The organism is Arthrobacter sp. 05L421 (assembly GCF_056397785.1).
In genome coordinates this window covers 284361-298443 of record NZ_JBFTOC010000002.1, presented here as the reverse complement: position 1 = coordinate 298443, position 14083 = coordinate 284361, and the positions used below count along the sequence as shown (strand labels likewise).

At 67.5% G+C, this 14083-nt stretch carries 17 protein-coding genes; 8 read left to right on the top strand and 9 right to left on the bottom strand.

Annotation, left to right across the window (positions count from 1 at the left end; translation table 11 throughout):
• Nucleotides 1–47 precede the first annotated feature (47 nt).
• The 5 genes from AC1DKQ_RS04330 to AC1DKQ_RS04310 form a co-directional block, all read right to left on the bottom strand.
• Entirely contained in the window at nt 48–1151 is a 1104-nt protein-coding gene (locus AC1DKQ_RS04330) for a lipoate--protein ligase family protein (RefSeq protein WP_476918305.1), read from the bottom strand.
• Nucleotides 1152–1301: 150 nt separating this feature from the next.
• On the bottom strand, nt 1302–1559 hold the full coding sequence (locus AC1DKQ_RS04325; protein WP_011691973.1) for a type B 50S ribosomal protein L31: 258 nt from the start codon (nt 1557–1559) through the stop codon (nt 1302–1304).
• Nucleotides 1560–1719: 160 nt separating this feature from the next.
• Nucleotides 1720–2529 (bottom strand): TrmH family RNA methyltransferase, encoded by an 810-nt coding sequence (locus tag AC1DKQ_RS04320; protein WP_476918304.1) that lies wholly within the window; start codon nt 2527–2529, stop codon nt 1720–1722.
• Between the two features lie 53 nt (nt 2530–2582).
• Entirely contained in the window at nt 2583–3368 is a 786-nt protein-coding gene (locus tag AC1DKQ_RS04315) for a sulfite exporter TauE/SafE family protein (protein WP_476918303.1), read from the bottom strand.
• An 18-nt stretch (nt 3369–3386) separates the two neighbouring features.
• Nucleotides 3387–4172 (bottom strand): ABC transporter ATP-binding protein, encoded by a 786-nt coding sequence (locus AC1DKQ_RS04310; RefSeq protein ID WP_476883333.1) that lies wholly within the window; start codon nt 4170–4172, stop codon nt 3387–3389.
• 132 nt (nt 4173–4304) lie between these two features.
• Here AC1DKQ_RS04310 and serB point away from each other — a divergent pair, with 132 nt between their 5' ends.
• Nucleotides 4305–5219, top strand: coding sequence for a phosphoserine phosphatase SerB (serB, locus tag AC1DKQ_RS04305; RefSeq protein ID WP_476918302.1), 915 nt, complete (start codon nt 4305–4307; stop codon nt 5217–5219).
• Nucleotides 5220–5309: 90 nt separating this feature from the next.
• On the opposite strand, the gene AC1DKQ_RS04300 is transcribed toward serB, so the two are convergent.
• The 3 genes from AC1DKQ_RS04300 to AC1DKQ_RS04290 all read right to left on the bottom strand — a co-directional run bounded on the left by AC1DKQ_RS04300 (nt 5310) and on the right by AC1DKQ_RS04290 (nt 7549).
• Nucleotides 5310–6074: an SDR family oxidoreductase gene (locus tag AC1DKQ_RS04300; protein WP_476918301.1), complete on the bottom strand. Its 765-nt coding sequence runs from the start codon at nt 6072–6074 to the stop codon at nt 5310–5312.
• A gap of 149 nt (nt 6075–6223) precedes the next feature.
• Nucleotides 6224–6643, bottom strand: a complete 420-nt coding sequence (locus tag AC1DKQ_RS04295; protein ID WP_476883330.1) for an Hsp20/alpha crystallin family protein — start codon at nt 6641–6643, stop codon at nt 6224–6226.
• Nucleotides 6644–6823: 180 nt separating this feature from the next.
• Nucleotides 6824–7549 (bottom strand): beta-ketoacyl-ACP reductase, encoded by a 726-nt coding sequence (locus tag AC1DKQ_RS04290; protein ID WP_277523649.1) that lies wholly within the window; start codon nt 7547–7549, stop codon nt 6824–6826.
• Between the two features lie 149 nt (nt 7550–7698).
• Here AC1DKQ_RS04290 and AC1DKQ_RS04285 point away from each other — a divergent pair, with 149 nt between their 5' ends.
• The 4 genes from AC1DKQ_RS04285 to AC1DKQ_RS04270 are packed head-to-tail and all read left to right on the top strand — an operon-like array spanning nt 7699 to nt 9809.
• The gene (locus AC1DKQ_RS04285; RefSeq protein WP_476883329.1) at nt 7699–8157 is read left to right on the top strand and encodes a DUF3099 domain-containing protein; all 459 of its coding nucleotides are present in this window, start codon (nt 7699–7701) and stop codon (nt 8155–8157) included.
• Nucleotides 8154–8447: a hypothetical protein gene (locus AC1DKQ_RS04280; protein WP_476918300.1), complete on the top strand. Its 294-nt coding sequence runs from the start codon at nt 8154–8156 to the stop codon at nt 8445–8447. Before AC1DKQ_RS04285 ends, AC1DKQ_RS04280 begins: the two co-directional genes overlap by 4 nt.
• Nucleotides 8448–9326 (top strand): SURF1 family cytochrome oxidase biogenesis protein, encoded by an 879-nt coding sequence (locus AC1DKQ_RS04275; RefSeq protein ID WP_476918299.1) that lies wholly within the window; start codon nt 8448–8450, stop codon nt 9324–9326. It abuts the gene before it with no gap.
• A 3-nt stretch (nt 9327–9329) separates the two neighbouring features.
• Nucleotides 9330–9809 carry a YbaK/EbsC family protein gene (locus tag AC1DKQ_RS04270; RefSeq protein ID WP_476918298.1) on the top strand — a complete coding sequence of 160 codons (480 nt, stop codon included), beginning with the start codon at nt 9330–9332 and terminating at the stop codon, nt 9807–9809.
• Nucleotides 9810–9824: 15 nt separating this feature from the next.
• Here the strand turns inward: AC1DKQ_RS04270 and AC1DKQ_RS04265 are convergent, their stop codons facing one another.
• Nucleotides 9825–11423 carry an ABC-F family ATP-binding cassette domain-containing protein gene (locus tag AC1DKQ_RS04265; RefSeq protein ID WP_476883326.1) on the bottom strand — a complete coding sequence of 533 codons (1599 nt, stop codon included), beginning with the start codon at nt 11421–11423 and terminating at the stop codon, nt 9825–9827.
• Nucleotides 11424–11725: 302 nt separating this feature from the next.
• Here AC1DKQ_RS04265 and AC1DKQ_RS04260 point away from each other — a divergent pair, with 302 nt between their 5' ends.
• From AC1DKQ_RS04260 to AC1DKQ_RS04250, 3 genes are read left to right on the top strand one after another with little or no spacing between them, the layout of a single operon-like run.
• A complete protein-coding gene (locus AC1DKQ_RS04260) occupies nt 11726–12373 on the top strand; it encodes a biotin transporter BioY (protein ID WP_476918297.1) in 648 nt (215 codons plus the stop codon).
• A complete protein-coding gene (locus tag AC1DKQ_RS04255) occupies nt 12370–13218 on the top strand; it encodes an energy-coupling factor ABC transporter ATP-binding protein (protein WP_476918296.1) in 849 nt (282 codons plus the stop codon). Before AC1DKQ_RS04260 ends, AC1DKQ_RS04255 begins: the two co-directional genes overlap by 4 nt.
• Nucleotides 13215–13847: an energy-coupling factor transporter transmembrane component T family protein gene (locus AC1DKQ_RS04250; protein WP_476883323.1), complete on the top strand. Its 633-nt coding sequence runs from the start codon at nt 13215–13217 to the stop codon at nt 13845–13847. The genes AC1DKQ_RS04255 and AC1DKQ_RS04250 overlap by 4 nt, the downstream gene beginning before the upstream one ends.
• The last annotated feature ends 236 nt before the right edge of the window (nt 13848–14083 follow it).

The following is a 14083-nucleotide window of genomic DNA, read 5'->3' as shown; positions in this document are numbered from 1 at the left end:
CCTGGGCCGGGTTGTAAAGGACACGGGTTGTAAAGGAAATTGGGCAGTTAAGGAACCCGGTGCAGCCACTCGGCGGTGCCGAACTTGGTCTCCACCCGGCGCCGGGCGGCCTCCAGCTCGGCGTCGGTGAGGACGGACGGTGTCGCGTCGTAGCGTTCGGCGAAGACGTCCATCATGGCTGCGACGATCTCGGCCCGGGCCATGCCGGTCTGGCGGCGGAGCGGATCCACGCGTTTCTTGGCGCTCGTGGTGCCCTTGTCGGACAGCTTCTCCTTGCCGATGCGCAGCACCTCGACCATTTTCTCGGCGTCGATGTCGTAGCTCATGGTGACGTGGTGGAGCATCCCTCCGTTGGCGAGCCGCTTCTGCGCTGCCCCGCCGATCTTTCCGTGCTCGGTGGCGATGTCATTGAGCGGCACGTAGAAGGCGCTGATGCCGACCTTTTCCAAGGCCGCCATCACCCAGGCGTCCAGGAAGCGGTAGGAGTCCGCGAAGCTGATGCCGTCCACGAGGGTCTGCGGCAGGTAGAGCGAGTAGGTGATGCAGTTTCCGGCCTCCATGAACATCGCTCCCCCGCCGCTGATCCGCCGGACCACGCTGATGCCGTGCCGGGCCACGCCCTCGGGGTGGAGTTCGTTGCGGACGGACTGGAAGCTGCCGATCACCACGGACGGTTCCTCCCAGTCCCAGAACCGCAGGGTGGGGTTGCGCCGGCCGGCGCCGACTTCCTCGGTCAGGACCTCATCCAGGGCGACGTTGACGTGGGTGGGCAGGACCGATGGGGCGATGATGTTCCAGTGGTGGTCCGCCCAGCCGGTCGCCTTCGCGAGGGCGCGGCGGACGGTGACCGCGACGGCGTCGGCGGAAAAGCCGAACAGCACGGTGCCTTCGGGCAGGGCCGCTGTCACCGCGTCCGCGATGTCGGCGGCGCTGGTGTCGACGGGCAGCCCTGTGAGGGCCCGGTTGATCTCCGGCAGCGCCTCGTCCGGTTCCAGGAAGAAGTCCCCGCTCAGCGAGACGTTGGCCAGTAAGCCGTCCACGACGTCGAAATCGGCGACCACGAGTTTGCCGCCCGGAACCTTGTACTCGCCGTGGTGACGGCCGCCGTCGTCGTCAGTGCTGGGAGCGGTGGCCACGGGATGGGATGTCATGACATCCATCCTGCCGCATGCATCCGGGAACCCGCGAAACCGGCAACCCCATAAGAAACCGGCACCCCGGTAAACCGGAACGCCAGCAGAGACGCAAAAAGCCCGCACCGTTGCCGGTGCGGGCTTTCCATCAGACCTTGGGGAAGAAAGTTACTTCTTGCCGCCGAAGCCCTTGAAGCGAGCGTTGAAGCGCTCGACGCGGCCTGCGGAGTCCATGATGCGCTGCTTGCCCGTGTAGAACGGGTGCGACTCAGAGGAGATTTCGACGTCGATGACCGGGTAGGTGTTTCCGTCTTCCCACTCGATGGTCTTCTTGGAAGACACGGTGGACTTGGTCAGGAACTTGACGCCGGAAGCCAGGTCGTTGAAAACAACAGCTTCGTACTTCGGGTGAGTATTAGACTTCATAATTGGACCTTTGTTCGCACAACTGGATTTTGCCAGTTGCCAGGTATGAATGGGATGGCCGGCGGATATCACCGGACGGCCAGCTATCAATCATAGCCGATAGCCGGACCACTGACGAACACCATTGGCGCACGTCAGCGCGGCGAAGCTCTTGTTCGCCCTAGTCCTTTGGACGGAGCTCCCAGAACGCCACCGCCGACGCCGCGGCGACGTTAAGCGAGTCCACGCCCGGGCGCATCGGGATCTTCACGGCGAGGTCGACGGCGGCCAGGGTCCCGGCGCTCATGCCCGCGCCTTCGGTGCCCAGCACCAGGGCCAGCCGCTCCGGGCGCCGGGCCGCGAGCACGTCGAGGTCCACAGCGTCTTCCGTCAGCTCCATGGCAGCCACGGTGAAGCCCTGTTCCTGAAGCGCAGCCAAGCCACCGGCCCAGTCCTCCAACCGGGCCCACGGCACCTGGAACACGGTCCCCATGCTGACCCGGACGCTCCGGCGGTAGAGCGGATCCCCGCAGCGCGGCGAGACCAGAACGGCGTCCACGCCCAGGGCCGCGGCCGAGCGGAAGATGGCACCCACGTTCGTGTGGTCCACGATGTCCTCGAGTACGGCAACCCGACGGGCCCCGGCGAGCAGTTTCGCCAGCGGCACGGGGCCGGGCCGGTGCATGGCGGCCATGGCGCCGCGGTGCAGGTGAAAGCCGGTAATTTCCTCCAGCAGCGCCGCGGAGCCAATATACGCCGGGACGTTCGGGTACTGCTCAAAGACATCCGCCAGGTCCTCGGCCCACTTCTCGGCAAGGAAGAAGGACCGGGGCCGGTGGCCCGCGGCCAGCGCCCGGCGCAGGACCCGGGAGGATTCGGCGATGTAGAGGCCCTCGGCGGGTTCCCGGACTTTGCGCAGGTGCACGTCGGTGAGCTGCGTGTAATCGGAGACCCGCGGGTCGTCGGCGGATTCGAGATAGTGAAAGGTCACGGGCAGGTCATTTCAGTTGGTTCATTTCAGCGGGGATTCTTGAATCAACGTGGCTATTTGAACAGGTTGGCGATCATGAATCCCAGTGCCACCAGGCCCAGGGCGAAGATGACCCCGCGCAGGACCGCCGGGGAGAGCCGGCGCCCCACCTTGGAACCGATCACACCGCCGATCAGGGAGCTCACGGCGATCAGTCCGACCACGCCCCAGTCGATCCGGTCGAAGGCGAACAGGAGGTAGGAGCAGGCCGCGACCACGTTCACGCCCAGCACCAGGAAGTTCTTCATCGCGTTGGCGTTCTGGATGGTCCCGGTCATGAACACGCCCAGGATGCCGACTAACAGGATGCCCTGGGCCGCGACGAAGTAGCCGCCATAGACGCCGGCCAGGTACACAAGCACCATCAGCAGGACACCGTGCCGCCGGTCCCGGATGGCGTGCTCAGGGTTTTCCTCGCGGTTCTTCACCCACCGCTGGAGCCGCGGCTGGAAGACCACCATCAGCAGGGCCAGCACGATCAGGACGGGGGCGGCGTAGTAGAAGACCTGTTCGGGCAGGTGGAGTAGCAGGTACGCGCCGGTGACGGCGCCCAGCAGCGAGGCCGGAAGGAGCCGGAGCAGCTGCTTGCCGCGGCCTTCGAGTTCCTTCCGGTAGCCCCAGGCGCCGGTGGCGTTGCCGGCCACGAGCCCCATGGCGTTGCTGATGGAGGCCGTGACCGGGGCGTAGCCCAGGGCGATCAGCACCGGGAACGTGACCAGGGTGCCGGACCCGACGACGCTGTTGATGGTGCCCGCCCACAGTCCGGCGAAGAAAATGAAGGCGCTATTGAGGAACTCCACGCGGGGTCAGCGGACCCGTCAGTGGCTGGCGGTCGCGGTGTACCGGCCGGCGTTGACGGTGACGTCCAGCGGCAGGCCGAACGTTTCGCTCAGGTTTCCGGCGGTAAGGACCTCAGGCAGCGGACCGGAGGCCACCACGCCGCCGTCGCGCATGAGCATCGCGTGCGTGAAGCCCGGCGGCACTTCTTCGAGGTGGTGGGTGACCAGGACGATCGCCGGGGCGGTGTCGTCGCGGGCGAGTTCGCTCAGGCGCTGGACCAGGTCCTCGCGCCCGCCGAGGTCGAGCCCGGCGGCCGGTTCGTCCAGGAGCAGGAGCTCGGGATCGGTCATGAGGGCGCGGGCGATCTGGACGCGCTTGCGCTCCCCTTCGGAGAGCGAGGCGAAGGGGCGGTTGAGCAGCGGGCCCATCCCCCACTCGTTCAGCAGCCCAAAGGCGCGCCGCTCGTCGTTCTTCTCGTAGCCTTCGCGCCAGCGGCCGGTCACGCCGTAGGCGGCGGTGACCACCACGTTGAGGACCTTCTCGTGTTCAGGGATCTGGCTGGCCAGGGCAGCCGAGGACAGGCCGATCCGGGGCCGGAGCTCAAAGACGTCGACGGCGCCGAGGACTTCCTCGAGGATGCCCGCCATACCGGACGTCGGGTGGATCCGGGCCGCGGCCAGCTGGAGGAGTGTGGTCTTGCCGGCACCGTTGGGTCCCAGGATCACCCAGCGTTCGCCCTCCTTGACCTGCCAGTCCACCTTGTCCAGGAGGGTTTTAGCCCCACGTACAACGCTGACGCCGGCCATTTCAAGAACATCACTCATAGGAGTAGACACTAGGACAAAAAAGCGGACGACTGATAACCGGCGCCACGGGCTGCCGTGCTGCGTCACGCGGCGCCGGCCCGGGCGCAACGAATTCGGGCCGTCCAAGGCCTGCTCGCTAGGATTGAGGCCATGAGTTCGAACGTGACCGCAGTGAGCTACGGCCTGAAATTGTCCCTTCCCGAGATCCAGCGGCTGCGTTCGCTCCTGACGGCCGCGGGGCTCAGCGTCGGTGCCGAAACCCGCGCCGGCGACGGGCGCTTCGAGGTGTATGCGGCGGACTGCGCGCTGGGGGCCCCGGAAGGCGGCTTGGCCGAAGTTTCTCGCGACCGGCTGGACGGGCTGCGCCGCGCGCTGGCGGCCGCCGGCGTCGAGGGCGTGGACACGGCGCTGGTTCCCGCAGCGCTGCGCGGCGCGCCGCGAAAGTTCCTGATCATGGACGTGGACTCCACGCTCATCCAGCAGGAAGTGATCGAACTCCTGGCCGCCTACGCCGGCAAGCGCGAGGAAGTGACAGCGGTGACCGAGGCCGCCATGCGTGGCGAGCTGGATTTCGCCCAGAGCCTGCACGCCCGGGTGGCGGTGCTCGCCGGGTTGCCGGCGGACGTGGTTGAGCGGGTCCGGGCCGAGGTCAAGCTGACCGAGGGCGCCGCCGAACTCGTGGCGGCATTCCAGGGTGCCGGCCATGCTGTGGCCGTGGTGTCCGGCGGGTTCAACCAGATCCTCCAGCCGATCGCCGAAGACCTGGGGCTGCACTACTGGATCGCCAATGAACTGGAAATCGTCGACGACGCACTGACCGGCAAAGTACTCGGCGACGTCATCGACAGGGCCGCCAAGGAGAAGTACCTGCGCGAGTGGGCCGCAGCCGAGGGCATTCCCATGGAGCACACCATCGCCGTGGGAGACGGCGCCAACGACCTCGACATGCTGGGCGCCGCCGGGATCGGCATCGCCTTCAATGCCAAGCCTGCCGTCCGGGCTGCCGCGGACGCCGCCGTCAACCTTCCCTATCTCGACGCCGTGCGGTACATCGCGGGGGTCTGATGCGTTAACCGCGAGAAGGCACGTCGCGGCAATGTTGAGTCAAAACATTGCTGCGACGTGCCTTCTCGGCGTTTCCGGTGGCGAGAGCTCCTAGCTGGAGCTCTCGTCGGCAGTCTTGGAGAAGTAGTCGGCGCCGCCGACGTATTCGGTGTGGCCGGTCTCGACGTCGGCCGTGGCCATCTTGGCGACCTCCGCGGCAAACTCCTTGACCGAGTACAGCTTGCCCGCTTCGGCACGGCGGGCCTCGATGGCGCCGGGGTTGGACCGGTCAAGCAGGGTGGCCGTGACGGTGCCCTCGATCATGTCGCCGGAGACAACCACGAGCGAGATCCCCCTGTCAGCCAGGGCCGGGACGAGGGCGCGGAGTGCGTCCTCACCGGCACGCTTGCTGCGGGCCACGGGCTCATAGTCGGGCATGGTGGGCACCGTGTCGATGAAGTGGGCCTGGTGGCTGGTCACGAAGACCACGCGGGAGCCTTCGGGCATGAGCGCCACGGCGGCGTTGAGCATGTTCACCTGGGCGTCACGGTTCAGCTTCAGCGCGTAGCCCTCTTCCATCCCGGTCTCCATGCCGCCGGAGGCGTTGAGGACCAGGATGTCGAGCGAACCGAAGTTCTCCATGGCGGCGCTGGCGAGGGCCTGGACGCCTTCCTGGGTGGTCAGGTCCGCCCCGACGGCAGCCGCACGGCCGCCGTCGGCTTCGATCTCCGCGACGACCTTGTTGGCGCGCGGCGCCTTCTGGCGGTAGTTCACGACGACGGCCGCGCCTTCGCCGGCGAGGATCTTGGCGATGTCGGCGCCGATTCCGCGCGACGAACCGGTCACAATCGCGGTCTTTTTGTCCAGCAGTCCCATACGAGCTCCTTTGTTCCAAACGTCCAAATACTGTGGGTCTGCAATCCATCATGCCAGCGGATCGTGCCTTTACAGTTGTTCAGCATCCACAAAGAAGCCCCGGCGGCGTAGTTCCGACGGGTCACACCCGGAACCCGCCCGCGGCTGTGTCAGCTGCGGTCAATGCGGATCTTCTTCGACGTTTCCCCCGTCACTACCTCGGGAGCCGGTGCGCGGACTTCCAGGACGCCGTCCTTGTACGTGGCGGTGATATCTTCTTCCTTCGCCCCCGCGGGCAGGGCAATGCTGCGGGCGGACCGGCCATAGCGAAACTCCGAGCGGTATCCGGCTTTGCTCTTGTGCTCGGACGTTTCCTGCCGCTCCACCGCGATATGGAGCATCCCCTCGCTGACCGAGACGTCGACATCTTGGTCGGGGTCGATCCCGGGCACTTCCGCCCGAACCACCAGGGTGCTGCCCTCTTGGAACTGTTCGATCTTGATCCCTGGCGCTATGGACAGATCACCATCTAGGAAGCGGCGGACCGGTTCCAGCATGTCCGAGGGCGTCCACTTGCTGAGATCACTCATGATTTTCCTCCTGGGTCCACGCCCCTGCCGTGGCATGGTCGGGGGCTGTGAGCCCATTACACGCTTTCGGCGCCCGAGTGCCAAGGGCAAAAAGGCCCGCCGCAAGCGGACTGCGGACGACGGCGGACACCGCCGTCGTCCGCAGCGTCTGCGTCAGGCGTCGCGCGGGGTCGCGCGGGACTAGTGGCCCATTCCGAGTCCGCCGTCGACCGGAATGACCGCACCCGAAATGTAAGACGCCTCGTCGCTGGCGATCCAGCGGACAACGTTGGCGACCTCGGAGGCCTCGGCGAAGCGGCCGGCGGGGACCTTGGTCAGGTAGTCCTTCTGCGTTGCCTCGGGCAGCTCGGCCGTCATGTCCGTGTTGATGAAGCCGGGTGCGACTACGTTCGCAGTGATCCCGCGCGCGCCGAGCTCGCGGGTGAGCGACCGGGCGATGCCCACCAGGCCCGCCTTCGAGGCAGAGTAGTTGATCTGGCCCGGCGCGCCGTACAGGCCGGAGACGGAGGAAATGAGCACCACGCGGCCCTTGCGCGCCCGGATCATGCCCTTGGACGCGCGCTTGATCACCCGGAAGGCGCCTGTGAGGTTCGTGTCGATCACCGAGGTGAAGTCATCCTCGCTCATGCGCATCAGCAGGGTGTCCTTGGTGATGCCGGCGTTGGCTACGAGTACTTCCACGGGACCGTGGGCGGCCTCGACTTCCGCGAACGCAGCGTCGACCGAAGCTTCGTCGGTGACGTCCGCCTTGACGCCGAGGATGCCCTCGGGCAGCGACGATTCGCTGCGGAAGGTCACCGCCACCTTGTCGCCGTTGGCCAGGAACGACTCGGCGATGGCCAGGCCGATCCCCCGGTTTCCGCCGGTGATGAGAACGCTGCGGCCGGTGGTGGGTGTGTCAGACATATGGGGCTCCGGGTTCTGCGGCAGGGACGGCCGCGCTGGGGGCTGGATTTTTCCTGCCTCCGATCTTAGCGCCCGGTTCGCATCCGTTTGGGCGGCTCCGCCGATGGTGAGAGAATCGAAGTAAGCCTTGGGAGCGTGATCTGACAGCCGTGACACTCAAAAACCGACCCGGTGCGCATGTGCCCGGGAAGCCGGACGCCGAGTCCGGTGGTACCGAGGTGCACAGCATCACAGACGCCGCCGCCGCGCACTCAGACGAGATACGCGAACGGATGATCAAATACGCCGTCGCCATGGGCATCCGCATGGTTTGCCTGATCCTGATCTTTGTCGTGGATGGCTGGTTCAAGCTCATCCCGGTGCTTGGCGCCGTTTTCCTGCCCTGGGTTGCGGTGGTGATCGCCAACGGCAGCGACAAGGCGGAAATCCATAGCGACTCCCTCCTGGACTATGCTCCGCTCGCAGAGCTGGACGCCGCACCCGCGGACCCGGCCGGGCAGTACCCGGCCGACGGCGGCGACGGCGATGACGGCTCCGGGACGCTGCTGCAGGGCGAGCTGATCGATAATGAGAACGACGACGACGACCACGGACGGGCAGCTTCATGAACCTCTTTGACCTGGCCGGGACTGGCGGCGACCCCGCCGCGTCCCCCGGCACCGTCTGCTCCCGGAAGGCCTGCCGCACGGCAGCGGAGTGGCAGCTGCTGTGGAACAACCCTAAGATCCATACCCCGGAGCGGCGCAAGATCTGGCTGGCGTGCGGTGAACACCGCGCCTGGCTTGAGGACTACCTCCAGACGCGCGGACTATGGAAAGAGACTGTGACCCTCGGCGCCGAGCCCATCGATCTCTCCGCAGAGACCGCGCCCCTCGACCCGTCAGGCAGGATCGGCTGAATGTACCGCTTTCTCTTCTCCAGTAAATGGATGGGGTACTTGTTGCTGGCCGCGATCTTCGCTGCGGGCTGCGTCGGACTGGGCCGGTGGCAGATGGACCGTCGCGCCGAAACCCTGGCGGAAATCAACCGGGTGGTCTCCAACTACTCAGCCGAGCCCGTGCCGTTCGCTGATGTCAGGGACCAGTTCAGCCGGCTGAACCCGGAGCGGGAGTGGACCCAGGTGGAACTCAAGGGCAGCTACGACGTCGCCGGCCAGCGCATCGTCCGCAACCGCCCGCTCAACGGCCAGCCCGGCTACGAGGTGGTGGTGCCGTTCAAGCTCCAGTCCGGCGAAACCGTGGTGATTGACCGTGGCTGGCTGCCCATCGGCAACAACACCCCGGGCCGGCCCGACTCAGTGCCAGCGCCACCCCAGGGTCCGGCAACAGTGGTTGCCCGACTCAAGCCGGCCGAGCCCGCGCTGCAGCGCGGCGCCCCGGACGGCCAGCTGGCCTCGATCGACCTGGCCGCCTATTCCGCGCAGCTGGGCTATCCGCTGCTCACGGGCGCCTACGGGCAGCTGGCATCGGAGTCGCCCGCGGTGCAGGACATGCCGTTCCCGTTCCCCAAGCCGTCCACCGATGAAGGCACGCACCTTTCCTACTCCCTGCAGTGGTTCGCGTTCGGCGTGCTGATGTTCGTCGGGTTCGGCTACGCGGCCCGGCAGCAGGCCCGCAACGCCGCGATTGACGCGGAGGACGCCGAGGCCGAGGCAGCCGAGGGCGTGTTCCTGCACTCCAGCGGTCCGGCCGTGCGGCGCCGTCCCGCTCCGCGTAAGCGCAAGAACGCGACGGCGGAAGAAGAGGAAGACGCCATCCTCGATGCCCAAGGGTTCTAAGCGATGAGCCCTGATGCCATTCCCGGACCGGTGGCGAACGTCAAGCGCGCCCTGACCGCCCTGGGCGCGAAGGACACGGTGACCGTATTCGATTCAAAAGTCCCGACGGCGGCGGCCGCAGCCGCCACGCTGGGCTGCGACGTCGCCGCGATCACCAACAGCCTGGTGTTCGACCTTGAGGGCACTCCCCTGCTGATACTCGCCAGCGGCGGAGCTAAAGTCGACGTCCGCAAGGTCGCCGAGCAGCTGGGCACGGGCAGAATCCGCCGCGCCTCCCCCGAGTTCGTCCTGGAACACACCGGCCAGGAAGTAGGCGGCGTGGCCCCCGTCGGCCACCCGGAGAAGATCCGGACCCTGTTGGACGAGTCCCTGGCCGCCCACCGTGTCCTGTGGGCAGGGGCAGGCGATCACAACTCGATGTTCTCCATCAGCTACGAGGACCTGCACAGGATCACGGGCGCGGAAGAGATGCCGGTCCGCTAACGCAACTGGGCGGCCTTACGCCAGCGTGATCAGGTCCAGGTAGTCTTCGTTCCAGTGGTCCTCGATGCCGTCGGGCAGCAGGACGACGCGCTCCGGGTTGAGCGCCTCGACGGCGCCCTCATCGTGGCTCACGAGGACGACGGCGCCGGTGTAGTTGGCCAGTGCCCCGAGGATTTCGGCCCGGCTGGCAGGGTCGAGGTTGTTCGTCGGCTCATCGAGGAGCAGCACGTTCGCGCTCGAGGCCACGATGGTGGCCAGCGCCAGTCGGGTCTTCTCGCCGCCGGAGAGCACACCGGCGGGCTTGTCGACGTCGTCGCCGGAGAACAGGAACGAGCCCAGAATGTTGCGTACCTCGGCGTCGTTCATGTCCGGGGCGGACGAGCGCATGTTCTGCAAGACCGTGCGGTCCACGTCAAGCGTCTCGTGCTCCTGGGCGTAGTAGCCCACTTTCAGGCCGTGTCCCGCCACGACTTCACCGGTGTCCGGCTTGTCGACGCCGGCGAGCATGCGCAGCAGGGTGGTCTTGCCGGCACCGTTGAGACCCAGGATGACCACCTTGGAGCCGCGGTCGATCGCGAGGTCGACGTCGGTGAAGATCTCCAGCGAGCCGTAGGACTTGCTGAGGCCGTCCGCGGTGAGCGGGGTCTTGCCACAGGGTGACGGATCCGGGAAGCGGAGGGCTGCCACGCGGTCGGTCGCGCGCACGGCTTCGAGGCCGCCCAGCAGACGCTCGGCACGCTTGGCCATGTTCTGCGCGGCGACGGCCTTGGTGGCCTTGGCACGCATCTTGTTGGCCTGGTCGAAGAGGACCTGGGCCTTCTTCTCCGCGTTGGCGCGCTCACGCTTGCGGGCGCGCTCGTCCGTTTCGCGCTGGGTGAGGTAGCGCTTCCAGTCCATGTTGTAGAAGTCGATCTGGGCGCGGTTGGGATCGAGGAGGAAGACCTTGTTGACAGTCGCTTCCAGCAGTTCGGTGTCGTGGCTGATCACGATCAGACCGCCCTGGTGGTTCTTGAGGAACTCACGGAGCCAGGAGATGGAGTCGGCGTCGAGGTGGTTAGTCGGCTCGTCCAGGAGCATGGTTTCGGCATCCGAGTACAGGATGCGCGCGAGCTCCACGCGGCGCCGCTGCCCACCGGACAGCGTCTTGAGCGGCTGGTTCAGCAGGCGGTCCGGCAGGGCGAGGTTCGAGCAGATCGCTGCCGCCTCGGCTTCGGCCGCATAGCCGCCGGCGGCCAGGAACTCGGATTCCAGCCGGTCATAGCGGTTCATCGCCTTGCGCTGGACCGCGGCGTCCTCGCTGGCCATCTCTTCGTGGGCCACGCGGAGCTTGCCGACGGCGATGTCCAGGCCGCGAACGGACAGGATCCGGTCCCGCGCGAGCTGCTCCATGTCCGGGGTGCGCGGATCCTGCGGCAGGTAGCCGATTTCGCCGGTGCGGGTTACCTTGCCCGCGGCAGGCATGCCCTCGCCCGCGAGCACGCGGGTCAGCGTTGTCTTGCCTGCACCGTTACGGCCGACCAGACCGATCTTGTCTCCCTTGTCGATCCGGAAGCTCACCTGGTCCATGAGGAGGCGGGCGCCGGCGCGCAGTTCGAGATCCTGGACGGTAATCAATGCAGCTAAGGCCTTTCACAACAGGGAATGCCGCGGCGCAACGGGTGGAGTCTGGGCGGGGCCGGGCAGGGCGGTGCGAGAGCACGGCCTTTACAAGTCTACCGGCACCGCCCCTTCTCCCTGACACGGGCCCAGATGGCAGCAGCCGGCGGCCGGCGCGATCCCCTGGCCGGTCGTCATTGGCGGCGCCCTCCAGCTTCCGGGCCACCGGTTAGTGGGGCGCCTACAAAAAACCCGGCCGGCCGCGGCCGTACAGTCGAATCACTAGTCCGATATCCGCAGCAGCACCCGACAGGAACGCCATGACGCAAACCGACCATCCCGCCACCGCCAGGACCCCGCGCCGCCGGAGCCGCTGGAATGCCACCGACCTTGGGCTCATCGCCGTCTTCGCCGCCTTGGTGGCCGCATCCGCGCTGATCGCCGCCATTCCGGTCGGCGGGCTCGGCGTGCCCATCACGCTGCAGACCCTTGCCGTCATGCTCACGGGGCTGGCCCTCGGCCCGGCCCGGGCCTTCGCCGCCGTCGGCCTCTATCTGCTCCTGGGCTTCGCGGGCCTGCCGATCTTCAGCGGCGGCCGCAGCGGGCTGGGCGTTCTCGCCGGCCCCTCCGCCGGCTACATCATCGGATTCCTGTTTGCCGCCACAGCCGTGGGCTGGCTGGCCGCCGTCGTGCTGGCCCGCACCGCCAAGCGCACCGGCAAACTGCGCCCCATCCTCCTCTTCGCCGCCGCCATGGTGAGCAGCATCGTCTTCATCCACGGCCTCGGCATCCTGGGCATGATGGTCAACGCCAAGCTGGACTTCTCCAAGGCCTTCCTTGCCGATCTCGCGTTCTACCCCGGCGACATCATCAAGAACATCCTGGCCGTCAGCATCGCCCTGGCCCTGCACAAGGCCTTCCCGGATCTGCGGCTCCGCCGCGTCCGGACGGCTGACACCCGCCCGTGAGCGGCATCGTCCTGGACCGCGTGACGGTGCGGGTGCCGGTTGACGGCCGGCCCGCACCCAAGACGCTGCTCCAGGAGCTGTCGCTGGACCTCACGGAGCGGCGGATCGGTGTCATCGGGGCCAACGGCTCGGGGAAGTCCACCCTCTTGCGGCTCCTCAACGGGCTCGTGGCACCCAGCGACGGCACGGTGCGGGTCGACGGCGCCGATACCGTCCGCTCGGTCCGGGAGGTCCGCCGGCGCGTGGGGTTTGTCTTCACGGATCCGCTCTCCCAGCTCGTCATGCCCACCGGCCGCGAGGACGTGGAACTGTCCTTGCGGCGCTCCATCCGCAACGGCACAGAGCGCCGGGCCCGCGCCGAATCAGTCCTGGACCGCTTCGGCCTCCTGCCGCTGGCGGACCAGAGCATCTACGAGCTCTCCGGCGGTGAGCGCCAACTCCTGGCGCTGGCCGCGGTCCTGGCCGTCGATCCGGACGTGCTGGTTCTCGACGAGCCCTCCACCCTGCTGGACCTCCGCAACCGCGAACTCCTTCGGCGCACGCTGGCCGGACTCCGCCAGCAGGTCATCCTGTCCACCCACGACCTCGACCTTGCCCTGGATATGGACCGCGTCCTGGTGGTTGACGACGGGAAGGTGGTGTTCGACGGCGGACCGGCGGCCGCCGTCGCGCACTACCGCGCCCTCAGCGCTGCCGGTCTGCCTGCATCTGGTGGCGGCTTGGCCGGCGGCGGGCTGGACGGGCCTGGCGGGCTGGCCGGCGGCGGGCTGGACGGGCCTGGCGGGCTGGCCGGCGGCGGGCTCGATGGCGGCGGACCTGAGCGGACCCGCCAGGAGCAGTCATGAGCAGCCACGGCTTCCTCCTGGCAGCGTATGTGCCGGGCTCGTCCCTGATCCACCGGGTGCCGCTGTGGCTGAAGTTCCTGCTGGTCGTTGGCTGCGGAATGGCGTCGTTCCTGATCGCCGATTGGGCCGTGTCGGCTGCCGTATTGGCACTGCTCTGCGCGCTGTTCCTGCTCAGCGGGGCAGGTCCGGCCCGGCTGTTTCGCGCCGTGCGCCCGGTCCTGCCGGTCCTCTCGGCGATCGGTGTCTTCCAGTGGTGGCAGCTGGGGCCACCCACGGCCGCCAGGATCGTGCTGAACGTCTTGGTCTGCGTTGTGGCGGCCTCAATCCTGACCGCCACCACCCCGGTGCAGGTCCTGCTCGACGGCGTGGTGTCTTTGGCCCGGCCGTTCCGGCGCTTCGGTGCGGATCCCGAACGCTTCGCCCTGACCATTGCCATCATGCTCCGCAGCATCCCGTTTGTGGCCGGGGCGTATATGGACGTGCGCGACTCTGCTCGGGCCCGCGGGCTCGAGCGCAACCCGCGGGCTCTTGTGCTGCCCGTGTTCATCAGCACGGTGGCCTTCGCCCGGCAGACCGGTGAAGCCCTCGCCGCCCGTGGACTGGGCGAGCCTGAGGACCCCGAGGACTAGCGCCGCGCCCTCGGGTGGCCAGAGTGGCCGCCACGTACCCCCGCTGGCTACCGCGCCGGGTTGGCCATTGGACATGCCCTCCTGTGGCCGCATCCAGTGCACATATGGCCCTGATGCCCACTCCCCGCGCCGAAGAGTGGACATGTCCCAATCAAGTTGCCGGCGGAAGCACTGCCCCCAAGGTTCGAAAAATGGGCATGCCCTCCCGTGGCCGCAGCCAGTGCACATATGGCCCT

Coding starts and splice junctions, on each gene's coding strand:
- AC1DKQ_RS04330 (WP_476918305.1), bottom strand. CDS start 1,151: ATGACATCCCATCCCGTGGCCACCGCTCCCAGCACTGACGACGACGGC.
- AC1DKQ_RS04325 (WP_011691973.1), bottom strand. CDS start 1,559: ATGAAGTCTAATACTCACCCGAAGTACGAAGCTGTTGTTTTCAACGAC.
- AC1DKQ_RS04310 (WP_476883333.1), bottom strand. CDS start 4,172: ATGAGTGATGTTCTTGAAATGGCCGGCGTCAGCGTTGTACGTGGGGCT.
- serB (WP_476918302.1), top strand. CDS start 4,305: ATGAGTTCGAACGTGACCGCAGTGAGCTACGGCCTGAAATTGTCCCTT.
- AC1DKQ_RS04300 (WP_476918301.1), bottom strand. CDS start 6,074: ATGGGACTGCTGGACAAAAAGACCGCGATTGTGACCGGTTCGTCGCGC.
- AC1DKQ_RS04295 (WP_476883330.1), bottom strand. CDS start 6,643: ATGAGTGATCTCAGCAAGTGGACGCCCTCGGACATGCTGGAACCGGTC.
- AC1DKQ_RS04290 (WP_277523649.1), bottom strand. CDS start 7,549: ATGTCTGACACACCCACCACCGGCCGCAGCGTTCTCATCACCGGCGGA.
- AC1DKQ_RS04280 (WP_476918300.1), top strand. CDS start 8,154: ATGAACCTCTTTGACCTGGCCGGGACTGGCGGCGACCCCGCCGCGTCC.
- AC1DKQ_RS04275 (WP_476918299.1), top strand. CDS start 8,448: ATGTACCGCTTTCTCTTCTCCAGTAAATGGATGGGGTACTTGTTGCTG.
- AC1DKQ_RS04270 (WP_476918298.1), top strand. CDS start 9,330: ATGAGCCCTGATGCCATTCCCGGACCGGTGGCGAACGTCAAGCGCGCC.
- AC1DKQ_RS04260 (WP_476918297.1), top strand. CDS start 11,726: ATGACGCAAACCGACCATCCCGCCACCGCCAGGACCCCGCGCCGCCGG.
- AC1DKQ_RS04250 (WP_476883323.1), top strand. CDS start 13,215: ATGAGCAGCCACGGCTTCCTCCTGGCAGCGTATGTGCCGGGCTCGTCC.